We start from the raw sequence: 18,793 nt of genomic DNA, 5'->3' as shown, positions 1-18,793 counted from the left end.
AAAACCTGTCGGCGGGAAGCCTGTAACCACCTCCTGCCCATCTCAAAGCTGACGTCGTACAGGTCATTTGTCCAGTTCATTGTCGAAGCAAATTATGATGCCATGAGGTTCTCCATTAGCCCCTCGGCGTCAAGGATCTCTTGAGCGACCATCAGCGCCTCATTCACCTGGCCATCCAAAGAATTTCGTATGGATGAACGCCAACGATACCGAGTTGACTCTGGCTTGCCGTCGTTATCCCAATTCGTAATGTCGTACCAGGCGGCCGGCAGCACCGCGGCGGAGCGCTTGCCCTCGGCACCGGCAACTTGTGGAATGGCCCAGGTCAGCACCGCGCATTCCCGGAAGCGCTTCGGCGCCGGTGTCTTCACCGAGTTCAGCAATTCCAGGATGGCGCCATGCTTGCGCTCCTGGTGCGTCGAGTACTTTGCCACAAGTGCCCGCCAGTGCGCCGGGGTGAGCGCCTTGTGCAGCCGACCGAACACCCAGCAGTCCTGAAGAAACGCCGCCTCCTTGCCGACGATCTCCCCCTTCTGCTTGGCGCACTGCACCTTAGGCTCAAAGTCGCAGCCGCCGGCGGAACTGATGGTCTCGGCCGCGAGGGCTCGAACTACTGCTGAAACAACGTTGCGATAGGTCATGCTGCAGCCCTCTTCAGTTCACGGGTTTTGGCTCGGTAGTCGGCCTTGATGGCTTGCAACTGCTCAATGGTGTGGCGCCGGGGCTCATGAGGCCCTTCCAGCCAATCCACTTTTTCGACGCCGATTCGCCTCACCAGCTCCAGCCGGTAATTCACAATGTCGCCCGACTTGTGGTTGTTGCACGGCGCGCACTGGCGCCACACGTTCAGCGGCTCGAAGCGAAGCTCTGGGTTGCCACCGACAGTGAGGTAGTGCCCGGCGTGCCATTGGCCGTTGTGGTGCCGGCCGCAACTTACGCACGGCAGGCCGATATCCCGCTCGCGAATCCAGGCATTGAAGGCGGCCTGCGCCTCTTTCATGTGTTGGGCGCGCGTCTTGATCTTCACCTTCGCGGCGCGCAGCTCCTTGCGGCCGATATCGGCCAGCGACTTGCGCGCCTTCGCCTGGTTCGCCGATCTGAGTCATTTCTGCGATGCGCTTGTACATCCCAAACCACAGCCGGTTTTGGTCAAGCGTTCGGTCCTTACCCGCGCGCAGGGTCACCACGACAAACTTCTTGTCTTTGTACATGGCGCTGATTTTGGTGATGACCTCGGAGAGCTTGGCCTGGCAGTTGACTGAGATTTTGTCGGACATCAGAAGCCCTCCTTGCCGCGCTGAGATTCCCAATCGAACGGGACCACGATCACCCCACCCTCCCGAAGCCGGTCAATGCATCGGTCACCCATGGCGGTGGGCAACTGGCTGGCCTCGAGGTTGGAAACGATTACCGTGGGGCGCATCTGCTCGTACCGACCGTTGATGATTGCGAACAGGGTGGTCAGCTCGAAGTCGCTGGGCTTCTCCTTGCTGACGCCGATTTCGTCCAGCACCAGCAGCGTGGGGCTGATCAGGCTCGAGAGGATCTGGCTTTCGCTCTGGTCGCTGGTGCGGTCGTAGGTGGCACGGATCGCCTGCAGCACAGAACCAATGGTGCGGTACACAGCCGTGGCGCTGGACCTGGCCATGATCTCGTTGGCGATCGCGACCGACAGATGCGTCTTGCCGGTACCAGGCTTGCCCAGCAGCAACAAGCATCGACCGGCCTCGGCGATCTGCTTGAACTCCGCGGCATATCGGCGGCAGGTATTCAAAGCCTTGCGCTGTTCAGCTGTGGTGGCGATGTAGCCGTCCAGGGTTTTCGAGGCGAAGCGCTTGGGGATCAATGCGGCGCCGAGCTTGCGCTCCATGGCCATACGCAGCTCCATTGCCTTGTTCGCCAACTCGGCGGCCTCGGTCTTCTCGCGCGCGAGCCGGCTGCACTCAGGGCAGGCGCTCTTCAGCTCCTTGCCCAGCACAGGGAATACCTTTTGCTCGAAAGCACCGTGAATCTCACAGTCGCCTGGCTGGATGCGTGTTCCTGGCGGTAGCTCAGGAGCGGGTTGCTCAGCGGACTCAGATCGCATAGGAACCGTCCTCACGCTGGATCAGTCCATCGGTGTAGTTGCGCTCTGCAAACCCGGTGTGGCGAGATTGTGGCGCCTGTGGTGGTGCGGACTCAGCCAATCGCTTGATCACCCAGGAGGCCTTGAAACCCTGCCAGCCGGAATTCAGCGCCTCGGTGATTGCGTCGTCGGCGGTGATCCCGGCTTCGGCGCACTTGGCCAGCTCGGAGTTCACGGTTGACCAGACAGTTGCGGTCACGGCAGCGCGCTTGGCCTTTCGCTGGGTGAGCCAGTCGGCCAGCAATTGCTCAGGGATGCTGTGCGGGTTGTCGGCCAGCAACTGCACCATGCCGAATGGAGCCTTGCGATCAGGCTTCGCCGGTTCGGATTTTGGCTGGGGCGGATTAATCTCTTTCGAAGAAAGAGTTAATAGGGGTTCTTTCTTTGTATAAAGAAGGGAGTGAGCAGTTTTGGTCTCACTCGCAGGTGGTCTCAGTGAGACGATATTATCTGAGTGAGACGTTTTGGTCTCAGTGAGACTCGGTTGTTTTTCTTCGAAGAACGACCACTCGCGGACCGGAGAGATTCCGATATCGCCACGGCTCCCACCTACGCGAAAAATGATCCGACGCTCAAGGAGGTGGCTGATCGCCTTCGACGTGACGTCGCGGCGTAAGTTGGTCTGCTTGCCGATGTCGTCGGCAGTCAGGCGTTTAGTTTCCAGTTGATAGCCGATGGTCTGGCGTGCAATGGCCATGAGCACGCGCAGCTCACGCGCCGGCAGGTCAACTGTAGCCAACGCCTCCATAAGGCTGTTGTCCATACGGGTGAATCCCCGAGGGTTGTGTAACGCAACAATGTTTGGCATGATTTCTCTCGCTTAAAGCTGTTGAAGAAGCCGACCTCGTACGTCGGCTTTTTTGTGTCTGAACTTCAGGCTGCCTTCACCGACGCATCCATCACGTCCAGGCTCTGCCGAACGTGATTGATCTCTTGGCGGATTAGGCTCTTTTCGAAAGAGCTGACGTGGTTGTCGTCCAGAGCTTCGTGCACCGCGATCGTCAGGTCGGCAACTTCCTTTCCTACGTTGATCAGCGACTTGGTGAGCGCTTGCGGCTCCGGCGCCGACTTCGATACCAAGTCAAAGCCGAACTCATTGGCCAGGACAATCAACGGGCGCATGTCGCCGGTGTGCAGCAGGATCCCGAACAGATGCTCCACGGTCAGGTGATGAGCCTCGTTGTCAGGGTTGGCGCGCTGAAGCAGGCCAACATGCGGAATACCCATCTTTGCAGCCAGGGTCTTGGGCTCGTTGCCCTTCACTGCGGCCTGACATGCATCCAAAAAGTCTTCCATTCGTAAAACCTCAAATTTGTTTCCGTGGCGCCCTGCCGATGCAGAAGCGATCATTTGCTCAATGGATCGGCGGACACGGATGTCAGGCGGCCTGAGCCTTCTTTGCTGCCTTGAACCTGCCCTTGGAGAGAACCTGAATCTGGTATTGCCTGGATTCAGGGATTGTTTCGCCCCACATGGTCACTGCGCTTGGGCGGATACCCAGGGCTAGCGCCAGCTTTGTCTTGCTGCCGAAGAATTCGGCGACTTCATGCGTGTTCATTGCGCATCCTCGTCCGAGCCTGTCGCAATTTAAGCATGCTTAAGTTATGGCATCAACGGTGTTTTCTGCCTACTGCATGCTTAAATTCAGTTAACTTAATATTGAGTCCATGGAAAGACACGAACGCATCGCCCGCGCCATACAGGTCAGCGGTAAAAAGAAAGGAGAAATTGCATCGCTTTGCGGCGTTGCAAATTCTGCCGTTACTCAATGGATTACTGGTGAGAGCAAAAGCCTCAGACCGGAGAACCTTTACGCGCTGGCGAAAGCGACTGGCTTCCGGGCCGAGTGGCTTGCTATCGGTGAGGGTGAAGAGCGCGAGGTTTCAGAGTCGAACGTCTCCCCTGCCGTCCAGCCCACCAAATCATTCCGCTACCCGGTTGTGAGCTGGGTAGCCGCCGGCGCCTGGGCGGAAGCAGTGGAACCCTACCCAGCTGGAATCTCGGACACCTATGAATTTTCGGAGTACGACTCCAAAGGACCGGCGTTCTGGCTGACAGTCAAAGGCGACTCGATGACTGCGCCCGCCGGCCAGAGCATCACCGAAGGCACGCTGATCCTGGTGGACACTGAGGCTGAAGTCGCACCAGGTAAGCTGGTGGTGGCCAAGCTGCCGGACAGCAATGAGGCCACATTCAAGAAGCTGGTGAGCGACGGCGGCCGGCTGTTCCTGAAGCCGCTGAACCCGAGCTACCCGATCGAGGCAGTCGACGAGAACTGTCGGATCGTAGGCGTGGTTGTTCAGGCGCTGCAGAAGTTTTACTGATGCTTTTCAGGAGGCCCTATGTCCCTCACGAAGCCAAACCAGCAACTGCGCCGCGACCTCAAGGCGATCGCCTCGAACCTTGAGGAGTCCTGTGTCGACCTGGGTAAGCTCGCAGAAAAACTCAGCGATACAGACGCCATAGCCCTGGTGGGGTTAGTAGGTACGCTTTATGAGGAAGCTGACAGGCTGGTGGGTTACGCGGATGAGGTGAAGGCTGGCCTGATAAGCCGGGCTTCGAGCCAGACCAGATGACTGCATGGCGAGAGCAAAGCTTCTGGAGCAAGTTTTGGGTATGGACCTGGTTGGCGTTGCTCATGGTGCTTCCTTTCATTTCCGACGCGGGTCCTAGTTGTTGGGGCTCATCAGGTCGCAAGCGAGTCTTCAGCCCTGGCTTCGTTGTACTCTGCACCATCGTGGCGGTGGTTGAGCTGATAGCGCTAAACCACTTCTATAGCGTGGGCGGATGAGGTGAAGGCGGGAAGGGTTGTGCGATCGACGCCTAGTTAGGCTTCGTGCACTCAGTTGAGTGACATAGTGTTTTCAGTTGGGCCAAAAAAGGAAGCGCGCTCATTTGAGGCTCGTGAATTATAGGAGCAGGGAATGGCGCAAGCCGGCAAGATTCCATACACAGATGCCATGGCGGCAATTTCTGTCCCAAAATCCTGGGCTGGAGCCAAGAACATCATCTGGAAGGCCCAAGGCGGGAAAGGGTTTCCGGCGTCCCACAAGTGTCGCATCCCCATATCGATAAAAGATGTCGTCCAGGAGGGCTACTTCCTAGATATTTTCCACAAGTACAGTGACTTTGACGGAGTGCCGGACAAGGTATCAATGACCTTTGTTGCTGGTGGCGCCAGGCTGCTGGCCCTTGATGAAAATGGTCCAAGCGAACACGTCAACACCGTCGGAAAGGGCATGCCGCATTATGGGAAAAATGCGGACCATCCTCATGTGCACCTGCCAGTCCCTGAAGGATCTTCGGGATACGCAGAGCCCATTGATCGGACCGACATTCAGGCGTTATGGCGTATCTTCCTGGAGCGTGCCAATATTTCAGGTGCGCCGCCCTTTACGTTGCCGCCGCGACAGCCGCAATCAGAAAGCGGGCAAATGGACTTACTATGAACTGTGCAGACATCAGCAGGCAGCTGGGCTTTCGTTGCCGTCATATCAACGATGGACTGGCCTACATCCAATCCCCTCTCAAGCTATCCTTCGACGGCATGGCTATAGGCGCGTTCGTTCAGGATATTGGGCGCGGACTAGTTCGTATAAGTGATAATTCCGACATTTTGTTCACTGCCATGACTCATGGCATAGCCCCAGATCAGAGGCGCTCCAAGAAATTCGGAGATATCGCCAAGCTGAGCGGAATGTCCTTATCTGATAATGGCGAGCTTCACACTGTCTGCCCTGAGGGCGAGGCAGGTTTTCAGATAGCTAGATTCATTGAGGCCGCCTCCAGAATCGGCGACGCCTGCAGCGATTTGCTCGTAATTAAAACGCCCAAATTCCAGCGGAAGGTCGGATCCATCTTGACGCGCATTTATAAAGACCGCTTACGACGAGATTTTATTTTGGCTGGGGCTAGCGGACATCAACTTTCCTTTCCTTTCGTGCTAAACCCAGGAACCGCCAATCAGATGGTCATCCAAACTATCTCCGCGGGATCTGCTGGAAAACCGAACTGGGCGAGTATCTATGGGGCCGTCGGCAAGATGGGCGATCTGAAAAATTCGGGCGACAATACCAAGCGCACCGTTATTCTGGAGCGCGGCGAAGATGAGTCCACTCAGCAAGCCATGGTTGCCTTAGCCGAAACCGCATCGATCGTGGTCTTCGAGGGAAATAGCGAGAAGCTCTACGCAGCGCTACAGGCAGCCTGATCAAGTTTTAGATGCAGAAGCCCGGCCCAGCGCCGTGCTTCTTGTTTCTCCACCTTGAGCTGATAAAATCTGCTCCCCTCTCGAATGGACTCGTTTTTCATGCGCCTATCCTCGACGCCAATGGCCTTGTGCGCCATCTTCACCTGCACTTCCTTAACAGCCCAAGCCGACACCAAAAAAGAAAGAGACATCCACTGCGCGGCTTACTACGAAGTGCTTTCAGTAGCTGGTGACCAGCCAGACATAAGCCGCAGTCAGTCCTCAAGAGCCTCCTATGTACTATTGGTGCACGCTGGCTACACCCCGCAGGCCCAGGAAGAAGTTGCGCAAAAAATGGTGGAATTGCACAAAGAGACACCAGGGCCGATGACGCCAGCTAGCACTGCCAAGCTGCGTGAAAAATACGACGCCGAATGCAAAGTCCTCCTGAAGGCCGCCTTGTGAATATCCTGGTGCTTGTGAGAGCCGATACCCTGGCGGTAGCGGCATAAGCAGCCATCATCGAGCCCGGCCCAGCGCCGGGCTTCTTGTATCTGGCTAGCGTCCTGCTCTGCTATGGTGGCGCCCTCTGAACGCAACGGACGCAACGAAGCATGGACTCATGGAAGACCCTGGCGATCGCCCTACTGGCATCGGTCAGCACGCAGGCCGTATCAGGTGATGGCGCCAACCCCATCGCTGCCGCGTTATTTCTCACAATCTCCGCACCGACCATTTTGATTGGTGCGACCACATCCCTAACGACCGAGCCGCCAAAGGTTTTCAAGTCAGCCAAGACCGACGCTCTGGCGTTCATTGGTTCTGATGGAGAGATTCGCGGTGCCCAGTTTGAGCAAGCATCACGACACTACCGATTAAGCTATAAGTCGCCCCACATGTCTGATATGCAACTCGCCAAATCGATCGCGACGTCCTACTGAGCGCGACCTTTCACATCCCTTTCACAGTCGGGCGCTTATGGTTACCCCAGCTCCTAGCGATCATCCCTTTAAGCCCGCTACTCCCCATCGCGGGCTTTTCTTTGTCTGCGATTTGTAGGGCCGACACTCGCCCTCCCCGACTTACCCGACGACCGCTATACACGCCCACCGTCAAAATGACACGATAACGCCTCGCCTTCGTAAGTAGGAATACAGGATGTTCAGTCACGTAACCGTTGGGACAAACGATCTTGATAAGGCCTCGACCTTCTATGACGCAGTGCTAATCCCCCTAGGGCTTTGCCGCAGGCCTGTAACGCCTGATGGCGGTCCACCTTCGGCATGCTGGATTAACCCAGAAAGCGTTCTCCCTCGTTTTTATGTGTACAGCCCCTATGACCGCAATGAAGCCGGAGCAGGGAATGGCAGCATGGTGGCTTTCACCGCACCATCTCAAAATGCGGTAGACAGCGCCTATGCAGCTGGGCTTCTTGCGGGCGGATCTGATGAAGGTGAACCTGGCCAACGTCCCCACTATGGTGACGGCTACTACGGTGCGTACCTACGTGATCCAGATGGCAACAAGGTACATATCGCTCATCGTGGAGACTTGGACTTGGCGGGGTAGCCGCCGCTCACCTATTCGCTTAAAGCCCGCCAACGCGGGCTTTTTCATACCTAACGGAATGCACTCACCTTAAAATATGCATTTGTGCATGAAACTTCTTGCCACCCTCTTGCCAAGATATGTCAGCGCTAATACTGTGTATGCATACAGTATTCGCAAGGAGCGAGGCATGAACCAGGCACCCTACTCCGCATCAAAACCACGAAACTCCTACGAGCTTGTTGGCCGCCGCCTGCAAGGCTTGATCGCTTCTCCCCGGGTCCAGAGGATTCAGTTGGTGGAGGTATCCAGGCGCGACGACGAAAGCCCTGAAGCGTGGCGCCAGGTCATCCAGGATATCGGCGACACCGCCGGCATAAGGGTCGAGCACCTGGAAGGCGGAGCCGTCCGGATCGGCTGGCGCGAGTACTGCGACTCATAAAAGAGCCCGCCGATGAGCGGGCTTTTTATCGCCTGTGAATTTCAGCAATCTGAATTATTTAATTAAGCATGCTTGACACATTGATTTCAGCTTGCTTAAATTCAACCCAAGCCAGCTACGAAGAACGCCGGCCAGCAGCGAAAGCTGCGCCGCTCTTTAGCGACACCCCTTACGAACAATGCTGCGAACTGGAACGTGCCGTCTGAACAACCAGCGGCACGACAGCCTGTCGTTAACTGCCCGGTCACCTGGCTGGAGGTCCGTACCTGAGAAGCCAGGCTGCATCGGAGTGTGAACTGAGTACCGCCAGCCAGCGCGAGAGCGAAGGCAGACAAACGTCATGCAGTTCACACCCCGATGCGGATGCATCAATCAGCGCTGTAGAAAATTTGAATTAGCCCGTTGTCCCTCCGGTCAAGAATTATGAACGTAGTAAATCTGACGAGGTAACAGCAATGACTATCCAAGCAGAGACACTCGTACAACTGACAGAGGCACTCCGGGAGCGCGGTCTGAAACTAGTTTCTGATGTCCACTTCATCCGTGCCCCGTATCGGCAAAATCACCGCTGGATCTGCTCAGTAGAGTAAAGGTCCATTTTGCTGACGGCCTGGCTTGATCGCCGGCCGTTGGCACCTCCTCGCAGCATCCCCTCTGCATTACCCAGACAACACTCGCATGCACTCCCCTCCGCGCCCAACGGCAGTCAGCGGAGCGAAAGAGTGCAGCCGAATTTTGTTGGATCTATATCCGCCAACCTGGAGGCGAACATGAACGCAGCATTGAAGATATGCCAGGAGCGTTACGACGCTCAGTTGCCTCCAGAGGTCAGCGAGGTGAGCCAGGAGCAGGAGTGGCTGGACCACTCAGCGGAACGACTGGTGCGCGGGATGGATATCAAGTGGAAGCGCCGCCACGGCCAGCCACAGGTGGTGACGTTCGACAGATTCTGCACCTACCTGCAAGGCATCCTGAATCAGCGCCAGATTGATGGTCTGGATGAGCGAGACTCGTTTGCCCGCCTCTTTCTATCGGCGATCCTGGGCAGCCAGGGCGAGGCACGCAATCATGCGTCTGACTTGCTTAGCAATGAGCGCCCAGTCGAGACAGTCGAAGGGTTCGCCATGGACCTGCTAAGGCCTTACGCCGCCGATGCCTTAGCAGCAGAGCGTGAGGAAGCCGAAGACGACGTGGATGACGAGCTATGAGCCCGCACGTCGAAGTTTCGACCGCCCTGCTCGCCTTGGATCATCCCGACTCCACAGTTTTTGCAGAGGCACTGGTTGAAAAACTAATAGTGTGTCACTTCACCAGCGGCACCTTCACAGCGGATGAATTTCACCACTACAGCGCGTGGTTACTGAAAGCCAGCCGGAAGCGGCTGGCTCAAATGGATAGAACTGCAACGATCCTAAGTTGAACGACCTGCGTTACGATTTTGTTGTTTTTTAACGCCTTTCCCGTTTTTACGCTCGTACAGATGGTGAATTAACCAAGCAACCAGAAGCAGCCCAGCCAGACAAAAAACCAACACCATCAGCTCTATTGCGGGACCTTCGTGTGAAAACATTTTTCGTTCCTCGTCCTGAAGTATCGCGCCTCACAAACAGGCGCTTCCGAAATTATTCGTAACAATTCGAACATTTTCAGAGTAAACACCAAATTCTGAGGTGACAACCCCTAATGCCCTTAGAACCATTGATCTAGACACGTCACTCGTCGAAAAAACCATTCGCGGGCACATCAGAATCAGCGGCGCATATACAAGGAGAAGGCCATGACTACTGCACCAGTCCAATCACTGATCGACGAGCAGCTTGAGGATATCAGCGCTCACAATCTACGCGAGGCGTACAGGTTGGCCGAGCGCCGTGGATTCTTCGGTGCACCGGTTGAGCAGTACGCAGAACCTGGCTACGGCGGTCGAGTGCTCCAGGTCCTGCGCTACCGAGTTGAGCGGCAGAGCTGATCATCCTTTGCCTTTGTTCTTGTTCTTCGCACTGCCCTGCCGCGCTTTGAATTTCGGATTGGATTTGCAGATCACGTAGATCCGGCCCCGGCGCTTCACGATCTGGCAGTCGCGATGACGGCTTTTAGCTTCTTTGAGTGAGGACAGCACTTTCATAGGTGAGGCTCCTTGCATTGAGTTGATACGTTATTACGTATCTTAAATACGAATAAGAACGTTTATCAACTCTTATTTCCCCTACCCCTTTCATCGCTGCGAGCATCGCGGCAAGGAATCCCCATGTCGACGAACATGCAGATCTGGGAAAAGGTCAGCACCACCGATACCCGCTACACCAAAGCTGCCGAGGTTGGCGGCCAGAAGATCACCAGCCTGAACGGTACGGCGATGATCATGAAGGCGACCGAGATTTTCGGGCCTGTTGGAATCGGGTTTGGATGGTCGGTGATGGAAGAGCGATTCGACCCGGGCGCGGAAATGTTTGTTGGTGAGGGCGACAAGCGCGCATCCCTAGGGCTTGAGCTTAACCACACCATTAAAATCAACTTCTGGTTTGAGCTGGATGGCAAGCGCGGCCAGATCGAGCAGTACGGGTGCACCAAGTACCTCTACAAGTCGAAGTACGGCACCACTACCGACGGTGAGGCGCCGAAAAAATCGCTTACCGACGCAATAAAGAAATCCCTGTCAATGCTCGGTTTCAGCGCCGACGTGTTCCTGGGAATGTTCGACGACGACGAATACGTTAACCAACTCAAAGACGAAGAGAAGCTGGACCAGGCTGAAGACAAAATCGCGGAAGAGGCACGGCAGAAACAAGAGCGTCTCGACTATATCAAGTCGATTATCGACACGATGGCCGGCGCCCAGTCTCCACAAGAGCTGAAAAAGATCCATGACGTTGCCGTGCGCAAACTCACCCTACGCAAGGACACCAAGGGCGCCGAACGTGTCTCGCTGGAATGGAAAAGAATCACCGACGCCGACAAGGAGGCTACAGCATGACCCAGCTCTACACACTCACCGGCAAGCTAGCCGAACTTCAAGCAATGGCTGACACCGACGACGAGGGGCTGAAAGAGGCACTGCAGCACGCCATGGACGAGATCCAGGGCGAGTTCAGTGACAAGGCAGAAAGCGTTGTCAGAATCTTGTGCGGCGGGAAGCCGACGAAGCCCGCGACGCGAAATACGCCGAGCGGATCCGTGCATTCCTGGAACTGGGGATCACTCGTCGCCAATGCTGCGGAAAGTTGGCGATTGGCAACAAGGCCTTCGAGCGGATCATCACCGCCCACGGCATCGACTATCCCAAAGCGCGGCGTGGTAGCACTACATGCGCCGCATAGCCAGCATCCAGCAACGCAAACGTCAAACCTGGCTCGCACTGCCGGCCAGCGGAATAGAAGAGGTAGGCCATGGCCAAGACTGTTCAGGAAAGATCGGCGAAGGCTGCGCAGAAGCGCCTGTCGGTCGCCGAGAAGGAATTGCGGCACAAGGTGAGGCCGGGTATCGAGCAGGCCATGGAGCGTATTCGGCTACGCAGCAAAGTGCCGATCATCAGCGAAGTCCTGCAGATCGCCATCATGAAGATGGACTTGATGCCCGACCACGAGCTGATCGAGTTCTTGCGTTATCCGCGCCACGAAATCGTTATTAGCGAAAACGTGGCGCGTTTATTCGAAGAGGAAAGCTTAAAGGAATTGCGACGCGATCCAGGTGATGAGTTTCCCACCTTTTGAGGCAACCAAAAAACATCGAGCGCACCATGGAATCGTGAAACCTAAAACCTAAAACCTTTGATAGCTTTGTCTAGGCCGAGTCTCTATTTTTCGGAAGCCTTCGAACGAGTTTGGCGAGATCTTCAATACTCGTAGTACCCTTGAGCATTCCATCCATCATCTCCTGCCTAACGCTGTCAAACTCTTGATTGTTGATGCATGACCCTACTGGCGCGATTATAAAATTGTAAGGAGATAGGTAACGGGCTCTAAGCTCCGCATTTCCGTCGAGCGACTCCACATTACCATCTATGACTGCAGCTCCATCATCATATTCCTCTCTTGATATGAAGCGCCCCTTAAACAAGCCAAACTCTTCAGAGGCATAGCCTCTGGATTCGATGTGCCTCTCGACATCCATGTCTGGATAGACACCTGTAGCAGGCATCGGCAAAACCTCAACATACACGAACTGCTGCCAATAGGCGCCAGGATCAACAGCCGCAATGCGCTTCACCCAAAGTTCTTGCCCATCCATTAAAAGAAAGTCTTCACCTTCTCTTTTGATGGATGAAATTTGTAAATCACCATTACGCCACCACCAAACTGGGGAGACATTTGAAAAAACCAATGGCTCTTTCAATAACAAACACAATCGATCTACAGCCAGCTTTGGCACATCGAACCACTGTATGCCTCTTACACCCGGAAATGCTTTACCAAATCGCTCACTGAAAAAAGCGGCAGTGCTTGTGTAAAGTTCTGGCCTCGGCTTTGGTTTTTCTAGAAAAGGACTCGGGCCAAGCGCAGGCTTAGGTACACGCTTGACGCCGTACAAATCGTGTATCAAGTCCTTAAAATTATTGTCGTACGAGTCCGGATTTGTAAAATCCATATACATACGCCCATCCAAACAAGTCGGAGTTTTAGGCTCAGTAGTAGCACCTTTTACAATAGGGATATACTTGACGCTATCTTGCTTACGATACATCTCGGCAGTAAGAATCTGCCCCTCGTAGCCCACTCCCCCTTTACCAGCATTCGATTTATTATTGTAATTATCAGTACATATCACCAATACTCTATCTGAGGAACTTAGACCCTGCTCCATAAATCTTGGAAGATTACTACCTAGGACCAAATCCCACTGATCAAGGATCGCGTCTAGTCCGCTGCCCCTTAGGTCTGACGCAAGTTTCAACACCCACTCTTTATGCTCTTCGTCATCATGTGAATATGAAATAAACACCTTGATTGCTTCTGCCGACATAGTGGCGCCCCTCCCTGAAAGAGAGGAAATCTACATCAAAGCCCTCTTTCCAGCCACCCCACTCGCTGCATCCGGTAAACGGAGGGCGGCGCCTGACTGGAGATAATCCATGGACGATCAGTTCTACCTGCAAGACAGTCGCAGCCACGCCTACGTTGGTGACGGGTTGTCGTTCTGGGGCTTTGGCGGATCTGGATATCTCACCGATCTGGCCAAGGCTCAGGTGTTCACACGGGACGGTGCTTGCGATCACCGCGACACTGATATCCCGTGGCCCAAGGCCTACGTCGATGCCAGGGCGCGAGTCGGTGTCGATTGCCAGAATGTCACCTTGAGCGAGGCGCTGGACCAACACCCCGACGCAGCCGAGTTTTACATCCAAAAGCCGCAGTACTGGAACGGCAACAACCTAATTTGGCTTTGCGAAGATGGCGTGTTCACAAGCGACCTTTCCAAGGCTGTCGTGGTGCCGAGAGCTCACATCGTGATCTGGATCGGAAAGCTCGGTCAATCAGGCGCAGTGGTCTGGCCCAGACCCTACATCGACGCGCATAGCCGCCGGTTGGTCGAACGCAATGACGTGAACATCAAGGAAGCCCTGCGCGGCACCGGCATCAAGCTGCCAAAGCCGAGAAGGCCCAAAATGATGATGTTCAATTGCGATGGCTGCGGCCGGTTCATCAGCGATGCGCAGCGCTATCGAGAAGCCTGCCGGAACTGAGGAACAAGCAACACTCCCTGACCAGCCCCCCACCTATCTCACGGAGCTCGATAAGGGATTGTAGATTTGATCACATCAATTTTATGTTTAAAGTTATGGATCGTTACGTCACGTTTTAGATGTAATTTGTCTACAAAGGCCTTCATGGAGATGTAAGCGAGTTCTTGGTCGCGCATTGGACCAATATGAATCGCCCGAATACTTTCGAAGGGTAAATCGGCCTTGACATAAGGTATGAGAATATTTCCTCTGGTTCGAAACTCAACGTCAAGTCCGTCTTCAATTTCAGGATCGATGTCGTGTCCGAGGATAACTCTTACCTCCTGCTCCTCTGAAAAACTTTCATGCTTGAATGTGGCAACCAATCCAATGATATCGGAAAAAGCTTCATAACCATCTCGATCCAGAAACCCTGAGTTTGTCGCCATATCCTTCGCTATAGTAATCAAATTTAAAAGAACTTTATCAGATGCCTGATCTAACTTTATGTCGTCGTCATACACACACCTAAAAAGCTCTTGAGGAACATAGTCGGCATCGCACTCAATGGAGTATGAGCCGTAGGCCCTCCATTGGCTTAATAGGTCACCTTCCTGAGTAAATGACCCTATAAAAACGGGCCGATTTTCTATTCCATAACCAGCCTTTCCAACGAGACCACTCTCGACATAGTTGGCTGCATCCTCAAAAAACTCGTGCGGATGTGGGAAATTTTCTACTCGATGCCTCATGTATTGCACAAGCTTGGAGATTCCATTGTGCATCTCTTCTGAGTCATTCAGATAGCGAACGTCGGTCAACCACATCTTTTCATGTTCAAGAATCGACTTAACTGCAGTTGCATCGGTGTAGTGAAAGATTTTCAAGTTATTCCATCCATGATTTTAATCTAACCAATATACCGGCGAGGAATCATCATGCCCATCACTTATGGTAGCGTGTGCAGCGACCTAGGCCGGGCGCTCGCTGGGCGTGCTCGCCGCCTACTGAGCGTCTATCAACCCGCAATTTTTAGCTGAGTAACATCAGAGGTCAGCAGCCCTAATCACGTCGGTTCCACCTCTGTATTCATCAGCAAATGAAGATGCTCCCTTCAACGCTTTTTCGGCGGCATAGCTAAGCCCGCACAAAGACTTGTAGTTCTCACCTGAAAGAATCCCTTCGGAGGAAATTCTATCTAGAACTTTGAGCATTCGATTTGCGGCTAAAGCTATGTTTTGCACATCCCTCGCGACCAAGGCTCCAGGTAGCTCATAAATTGGCAGCTTTGCGATCCATAGTACCGCCGCCTCAAGCGCGTCTTTATGGCGGGGCGCACTCCCTTCAATGATGATGTCTGGCATCTTACTGGCCACCTCAATAACGCGCCTAGCAACAATTTCAGCAACCTCAACTGTAGCCCTCAGTGACGCAATACGCTGAAGCCTTGCTTCTTCCGATGCGTGGTTAACCTGGTCTAGAAACAACTTTCGCGACTGGCGTCCTTGGTTCCGTGCAACACCTATAGCAACAGCCAATGCCAAAAGCGATCCAATCGCTTGAACCCATGCCGCTAATCCTGGGTGATGTTCGATCCAAAATGAAATGCTTCCCAGCTCATAACCCACTCCCCTGTAGATCCCGGAACTATACCGGCGAGGATCCCCTATGTCCGCACAACGACCACGAATCGTTTGCCAGTTCAGCTGCGGCGCTGCCTCGGCGGTGGCCACAAAGCTGGCATTGTCGCAGTACAGCGCGACACACGACGTGCAGATCATCAATGCGTTTCTGGCAAACGAGCATGAAGATAACCGGCGGTTCTTGCTGGACTGCCAGGAGTGGTTCGGACAAGAGATCGTGCAGTTGCGCGACGAGAAGTACGGTGCGGACATCATTCAGGTTTTCCGGCGCGAGCGATTCATAAAGGGTCGCAATGGTGCACCCTGCACCAAGCTACTGAAACGCCGCCTGCTCGATGCTTGGAAACAACCGGGCGACGTTATGGTGTTCGGCTATACCGCCGAAGAGGTGGACCGCCTAGATGACTTCCGAGACCGAAACCCTGATCGGCCTGTTATTGCCCCGCTGATTGACGCGGGTCTGGGTAAAGAGGATTGCAAGGCGATGATCCAGCGCGCAGGGATCGAGTTGCCGCTGATGTATCGCCTGGGTTACGACAACGCTAACTGCATCGGCTGCGTGAAAGGTGGCGAAGGCTATTTTCGAGCGATCCGCGAAGACTTCCCGGAGCAATTTGAAGAGCTTTGCCGTGTTCAGGATGAACTTGGCCCAGGCTCGTACCTGCATCGCGACCGCAAGACCAATATCCGATTCTCTCTACGTGCCCTTCCTCCTGGTAAACCCCGCCGAAACGAGGCACTACCAGCTTGCTCTTTTTTTTGCGAGATGGCTGAAGCCGACTATCAACCGAGCGCTGCGGAAATAATGTCGGGCTGAGTGTTAGCTGGTGTAGAGTGAACAATCTGAGCCTTTAATTTGCGATGCAGAACACGATGACAGTTGGCACACAGGCATCGCAATTGGTCTAGGGTTGTCTTGTGCTGCTCCCCCATATCTGCAACCTGGATCGCTTCATGATGAACTTCAATACAAGCCACCCCAAAATCGCCATACGCTTCGACAGGATCTGTTCCGCACTCCTCGCAGAATAGCCGACCATGCTTCTTGATAAATGAAGCTTTCTTGGCTTTAGAAAGACCCGGTGATCGTTCACGTTTCAGGTGGTACACCAGCTTGACTTGGCCCTCGGCCCACTCCCTACCCTCGGTGTCTATGGGTATTTCGAGCGTCTCGACTTGCTCACCTTTGGGGATGATTTTGTAACCCGCAGCTTCCAACAGCTCGAAACAGACGGTCCCCTTTCCCGCAGTAAAATGCTTGGGCATCACCTTGAATCCCAACGCTTCCGTTGCAGCGAGGCCGAAGACCTGCTTGGGAGCTAGTCTGGCATTCGCATCAACTAACAGGTCGTAGTCGATAGAGGGTCCAAAATCTTCTGCCAGGACACCTTGAAGGAGATATTGGACTGCTTTCCAAATGTACTCAGCAGTAACCTTGCGTAACTCTTCCGCCGGCAAGCGAACATTGCCTGCCAGCCCAGTTCCGTCTACAGAAACTAAGGCTTGCGTTGCAATTACCGCTTCCAAATCAGGGGCGTCCAAGAAGCCAAAAATTACGTTACCCAATGCAACTGAAATGGCCGCCAGATAGCAACCCTGGTTACCGTTACCATTTGACTGAAGAGGTGAATTTTTTTTCGGCAAAAGTTTTACGATTTTGTCGATGTTAGCTTTAGGCGAAATCGGACTAGTTAATGCGACCCAGTTGACCGACACCAACCACCCTGTAGCAGCCCAGCTTTCCCCAATCGTTCCAAATTCTTCAGGCTTCGGCGCTTCCGCGTAATTACTGATTGCTATGCCAACCGCTTTGATCAGGCCATCCGCGTAGGACACCACAACATCCCCCGGCTCCACCTGGGTCAAGTTGTCGTAAGTTTTGTTGCGGGCACCATTTTTACTGGTTTTCGGCGACCAAATGTAGCCACCTTCAAACTCAGCCTTAAATGTCTGCTTATGGTTCACCCACCAAAATTTGTGCCGGGAGGTTACCGCGTCCTCAAAGTCTCGTAGGCGCGATGCCGAATGTTCTACCGCTTCTGAGGAAAAAAAATCAGGATGCCTAACTACAACGGCTTCAAAAGCGAAATCCTGTAAACCAAGGCCCACTAGAGCTCTGTAGCCCTGCGTTTCTGCTTCACGGGTAACCACTCTCTCGACGCCCGGAACAATCCCATGTTCTTTCAGCATCCTCCATGTATAAGCAGCTGGCTGCCGCTTCCCATGTTTCTGGAGCAGTGTTTGCTCGTACGACAGCACGGCAAGAATCGACTCGATCTCAGCCGATGAAGTTGCACCAAACTGCTCACGAGCGATGAGCTCCGCTTGTTGCTTCAGGGTTTCAAGCTTATGTGCGTCCATGTTTGCTCTCTCCGATGAGAAACAGAGTTTAAAGCAGATGGTGGCATTTCGACACACACACCTCTCAATACGTAATGCGCTAATCCTTACATGGTGCAATTGAAAAAATTCAGCGCTACGCACTGATCTACCCGTAATCCCTCCCCCTTCAAAGTCAGCCGCTATAGCGGCAAGGACGAAGTCGTGACTGAAGAAAGCGTACCGGACGCTGGTACCGGAATGTTGCCGGCCCGCCTGCATAGGCATGGACCGCCCGGCGAAGTCTACCGATGCCCGACTCATACCGGCGACAACTGCGACTACTGCGGCGGCACCGGCATGCGCGCCATATGCAACAAGACGTACTGTCATGAGCACGGGTGTCAGGGTGGCGGCTGCTCCCGAACCGCCGAAGACTACCGAATCCAGCAGCTGCACAAATCGCGAGCGGAGGCAAAGCCATGATCGCCACCCTCTGGCTCGCCTACGTGTTCATCTATAAGGGGCCAAGGCCATGAGAACTGTTCGACGTTTCGTGGATGACCCTACCGCCCAGTATGGTTTCCGCGCGGTACCGGCGACCTATGAGGATGCAGAAAAGATCACCAGCTTTCGCCTAGACCGCCGAATCAACTACTCGATCAGCCAGGAAGGCGAGGTAGAGCAGGAAAGCTGGTGCACCTTGGATTGCTCCGGGTGCAGCTGTGGTTGCGAAGGTGGTTGCAGTTGTGGTGCGTCCGCGGGTTGCAGCGAATGCGGCTACACCGGTAAGCGGCGGCACTACTTTGGATTCCCGCCCTCCCCGCCAGAACGCAAGAACCCCTAACCCAAATCCCCCTACATGCCT

Annotated in this window: 28 protein-coding genes and 3 pseudogenes; 19 read left to right on the top strand and 12 right to left on the bottom strand. The window is 54.3% G+C overall.

Annotated features, from left to right (window positions below; genetic code table 11):
• Nucleotides 1-92: 92 nt before the first annotated feature.
• The 7 genes and pseudogenes from WH299_RS15490 to WH299_RS15460 all read right to left on the bottom strand — a co-directional run bounded on the left by WH299_RS15490 (nucleotide 93) and on the right by WH299_RS15460 (nucleotide 3,683).
• Nucleotides 93-641 carry a hypothetical protein gene (locus WH299_RS15490; RefSeq protein WP_068936747.1) on the bottom strand — a complete coding sequence of 183 codons (549 nt, stop codon included), beginning with the start codon at nucleotides 639-641 and terminating at the stop codon, nucleotides 93-95.
• Nucleotides 638-1,102: pseudogene (locus tag WH299_RS15485) on the bottom strand (recombination protein NinG); the annotation flags it as partial. The pseudogene WH299_RS15485 and the gene WH299_RS15490, both read right to left, overlap by 4 nt.
• Nucleotides 1,080-1,277, bottom strand: a pseudogene (locus tag WH299_RS15480) (hypothetical protein); the annotation flags it as partial. The pseudogenes WH299_RS15485 and WH299_RS15480, both read right to left, overlap by 23 nt.
• Nucleotides 1,277-2,086 carry an ATP-binding protein gene (locus WH299_RS15475; protein WP_339550702.1) on the bottom strand — a complete coding sequence of 270 codons (810 nt, stop codon included), beginning with the start codon at nucleotides 2,084-2,086 and terminating at the stop codon, nucleotides 1,277-1,279. The gene WH299_RS15475 and the pseudogene WH299_RS15480, both read right to left, overlap by 1 nt.
• Entirely contained in the window at nucleotides 2,076-2,933 is an 858-nt protein-coding gene (locus WH299_RS15470; protein WP_122683784.1) for a replication protein, read from the bottom strand. Before WH299_RS15470 ends, WH299_RS15475 begins: the two co-directional genes overlap by 11 nt.
• Before the next feature lie 65 nt (nucleotides 2,934-2,998).
• On the bottom strand, nucleotides 2,999-3,421 hold the full coding sequence (locus WH299_RS15465; protein ID WP_122683786.1) for a phage regulatory CII family protein: 423 nt from the start codon (nucleotides 3,419-3,421) through the stop codon (nucleotides 2,999-3,001).
• An 82-nt stretch (nucleotides 3,422-3,503) separates the two neighbouring features.
• Nucleotides 3,504-3,683, bottom strand: coding sequence for a Cro/CI family transcriptional regulator (locus tag WH299_RS15460; RefSeq protein ID WP_024075251.1), 180 nt, complete (start codon nucleotides 3,681-3,683; stop codon nucleotides 3,504-3,506).
• A 109-nt stretch (nucleotides 3,684-3,792) separates the two neighbouring features.
• On the opposite strand from WH299_RS15460, the gene WH299_RS15455 reads away from it, so the two are divergent.
• From WH299_RS15455 to WH299_RS15400, 12 genes are all read left to right on the top strand, one after another.
• Complete coding sequence (locus WH299_RS15455; RefSeq protein ID WP_177049267.1) at nucleotides 3,793-4,449, top strand: LexA family protein; 657 nt, start codon at nucleotides 3,793-3,795, stop codon at nucleotides 4,447-4,449.
• Nucleotides 4,450-4,467: 18 nt separating this feature from the next.
• Nucleotides 4,468-4,701 (top strand): hypothetical protein, encoded by a 234-nt coding sequence (locus WH299_RS15450; protein WP_339550700.1) that lies wholly within the window; start codon nucleotides 4,468-4,470, stop codon nucleotides 4,699-4,701.
• The gene (locus WH299_RS15445) at nucleotides 4,698-4,916 is read left to right on the top strand and encodes a hypothetical protein (protein ID WP_339550699.1); all 219 of its coding nucleotides are present in this window, start codon (nucleotides 4,698-4,700) and stop codon (nucleotides 4,914-4,916) included. The genes WH299_RS15450 and WH299_RS15445 overlap by 4 nt, the downstream gene beginning before the upstream one ends.
• Before the next feature lie 133 nt (nucleotides 4,917-5,049).
• A complete protein-coding gene (locus tag WH299_RS15440) occupies nucleotides 5,050-5,574 on the top strand; it encodes a hypothetical protein (protein ID WP_164671569.1) in 525 nt (174 codons plus the stop codon).
• A complete protein-coding gene (locus tag WH299_RS15435) occupies nucleotides 5,571-6,335 on the top strand; it encodes a DUF1828 domain-containing protein (protein WP_164671568.1) in 765 nt (254 codons plus the stop codon). The genes WH299_RS15440 and WH299_RS15435 overlap by 4 nt, the downstream gene beginning before the upstream one ends.
• Nucleotides 6,336-6,434: 99 nt before the next feature.
• Nucleotides 6,435-6,779 (top strand): hypothetical protein, encoded by a 345-nt coding sequence (locus tag WH299_RS15430; RefSeq protein WP_339550697.1) that lies wholly within the window; start codon nucleotides 6,435-6,437, stop codon nucleotides 6,777-6,779.
• A 149-nt stretch (nucleotides 6,780-6,928) separates the two neighbouring features.
• On the top strand, nucleotides 6,929-7,255 hold the full coding sequence (locus WH299_RS15425; protein ID WP_339550696.1) for a DUF2388 domain-containing protein: 327 nt from the start codon (nucleotides 6,929-6,931) through the stop codon (nucleotides 7,253-7,255).
• A 217-nt stretch (nucleotides 7,256-7,472) separates the two neighbouring features.
• Complete coding sequence (locus tag WH299_RS15420; RefSeq protein WP_339550695.1) at nucleotides 7,473-7,883, top strand: VOC family protein; 411 nt, start codon at nucleotides 7,473-7,475, stop codon at nucleotides 7,881-7,883.
• 169 nt (nucleotides 7,884-8,052) lie between these two features.
• Nucleotides 8,053-8,304: a DUF1654 domain-containing protein gene (locus tag WH299_RS15415; protein WP_339550693.1), complete on the top strand. Its 252-nt coding sequence runs from the start codon at nucleotides 8,053-8,055 to the stop codon at nucleotides 8,302-8,304.
• 770 nt (nucleotides 8,305-9,074) lie between these two features.
• Nucleotides 9,075-9,512: a hypothetical protein gene (locus WH299_RS15410; protein ID WP_305453996.1), complete on the top strand. Its 438-nt coding sequence runs from the start codon at nucleotides 9,075-9,077 to the stop codon at nucleotides 9,510-9,512.
• Nucleotides 9,509-9,724, top strand: a complete 216-nt coding sequence (locus WH299_RS15405; protein WP_177049250.1) for a hypothetical protein — start codon at nucleotides 9,509-9,511, stop codon at nucleotides 9,722-9,724. Before WH299_RS15410 ends, WH299_RS15405 begins: the two co-directional genes overlap by 4 nt.
• 357 nt (nucleotides 9,725-10,081) lie before the next feature.
• Complete coding sequence (locus tag WH299_RS15400) at nucleotides 10,082-10,273, top strand: hypothetical protein (RefSeq protein WP_339550691.1); 192 nt, start codon at nucleotides 10,082-10,084, stop codon at nucleotides 10,271-10,273.
• Here the strand turns inward: WH299_RS15400 and ykgO are convergent, their stop codons facing one another.
• Nucleotides 10,274-10,429 carry a type B 50S ribosomal protein L36 gene (ykgO, locus tag WH299_RS15395; RefSeq protein WP_339550690.1) on the bottom strand — a complete coding sequence of 52 codons (156 nt, stop codon included), beginning with the start codon at nucleotides 10,427-10,429 and terminating at the stop codon, nucleotides 10,274-10,276. It lies immediately after the preceding gene.
• A gap of 123 nt (nucleotides 10,430-10,552) precedes the next feature.
• Here ykgO and WH299_RS15390 point away from each other — a divergent pair, with 123 nt between their 5' ends.
• The 4 genes and pseudogenes from WH299_RS15390 to WH299_RS15375 all read left to right on the top strand — a co-directional run bounded on the left by WH299_RS15390 (nucleotide 10,553) and on the right by WH299_RS15375 (nucleotide 12,014).
• The gene (locus tag WH299_RS15390; protein ID WP_323986445.1) at nucleotides 10,553-11,278 is read left to right on the top strand and encodes a hypothetical protein; all 726 of its coding nucleotides are present in this window, start codon (nucleotides 10,553-10,555) and stop codon (nucleotides 11,276-11,278) included.
• A pseudogene (locus WH299_RS15385) lies at nucleotides 11,275-11,424 on the top strand (siphovirus Gp157 family protein); the annotation flags it as partial. The gene WH299_RS15390 and the pseudogene WH299_RS15385, both read left to right, overlap by 4 nt.
• 2 nt (nucleotides 11,425-11,426) lie before the next feature.
• Nucleotides 11,427-11,621 (top strand): hypothetical protein, encoded by a 195-nt coding sequence (locus tag WH299_RS15380; RefSeq protein ID WP_339550736.1) that lies wholly within the window; start codon nucleotides 11,427-11,429, stop codon nucleotides 11,619-11,621.
• A gap of 69 nt (nucleotides 11,622-11,690) precedes the next feature.
• On the top strand, nucleotides 11,691-12,014 hold the full coding sequence (locus tag WH299_RS15375; protein WP_339550687.1) for a hypothetical protein: 324 nt from the start codon (nucleotides 11,691-11,693) through the stop codon (nucleotides 12,012-12,014).
• Nucleotides 12,015-12,084: 70 nt separating this feature from the next.
• Here the strand turns inward: WH299_RS15375 and WH299_RS15370 are convergent, their stop codons facing one another.
• Nucleotides 12,085-13,263, bottom strand: a complete 1,179-nt coding sequence (locus WH299_RS15370) for a toll/interleukin-1 receptor domain-containing protein (protein WP_339550686.1) — start codon at nucleotides 13,261-13,263, stop codon at nucleotides 12,085-12,087.
• A gap of 109 nt (nucleotides 13,264-13,372) precedes the next feature.
• On the opposite strand from WH299_RS15370, the gene WH299_RS15365 reads away from it, so the two are divergent.
• Entirely contained in the window at nucleotides 13,373-13,984 is a 612-nt protein-coding gene (locus WH299_RS15365; protein WP_339550685.1) for a hypothetical protein, read from the top strand.
• Between the two features lie 38 nt (nucleotides 13,985-14,022).
• On the opposite strand, the gene WH299_RS15360 is transcribed toward WH299_RS15365, so the two are convergent.
• Entirely contained in the window at nucleotides 14,023-14,850 is an 828-nt protein-coding gene (locus tag WH299_RS15360) for a DUF2971 domain-containing protein (RefSeq protein ID WP_339550684.1), read from the bottom strand.
• 159 nt (nucleotides 14,851-15,009) lie between these two features.
• The gene (locus WH299_RS15355; protein WP_339550683.1) at nucleotides 15,010-15,591 is read right to left on the bottom strand and encodes a hypothetical protein; all 582 of its coding nucleotides are present in this window, start codon (nucleotides 15,589-15,591) and stop codon (nucleotides 15,010-15,012) included.
• A gap of 40 nt (nucleotides 15,592-15,631) precedes the next feature.
• Here WH299_RS15355 and WH299_RS15350 point away from each other — a divergent pair, with 40 nt between their 5' ends.
• On the top strand, nucleotides 15,632-16,423 hold the full coding sequence (locus WH299_RS15350; protein ID WP_339550682.1) for a hypothetical protein: 792 nt from the start codon (nucleotides 15,632-15,634) through the stop codon (nucleotides 16,421-16,423).
• On the opposite strand, the gene WH299_RS15345 is transcribed toward WH299_RS15350, so the two are convergent.
• A complete protein-coding gene (locus WH299_RS15345) occupies nucleotides 16,390-17,967 on the bottom strand; it encodes an HNH endonuclease (RefSeq protein WP_339550681.1) in 1,578 nt (525 codons plus the stop codon). The two genes, WH299_RS15350 and WH299_RS15345, sit on opposite strands and share 34 nt — an antisense overlap.
• Before the next feature lie 493 nt (nucleotides 17,968-18,460).
• On the opposite strand from WH299_RS15345, the gene WH299_RS15340 reads away from it, so the two are divergent.
• Entirely contained in the window at nucleotides 18,461-18,772 is a 312-nt protein-coding gene (locus WH299_RS15340; protein WP_339550680.1) for a hypothetical protein, read from the top strand.
• The last annotated feature ends 21 nt before the right edge of the window (nucleotides 18,773-18,793 follow it).

The sequence above is a fragment of the Pseudomonas sp. MYb541 genome, assembly GCF_037479595.1.
Classification (GTDB): Bacteria; Pseudomonadota; Gammaproteobacteria; order Pseudomonadales; family Pseudomonadaceae; genus Aquipseudomonas; species Aquipseudomonas canadensis.
Note: the sequence above shows the minus strand (reverse complement) of the source record. Positions and strands in the feature narration are given on the sequence as shown.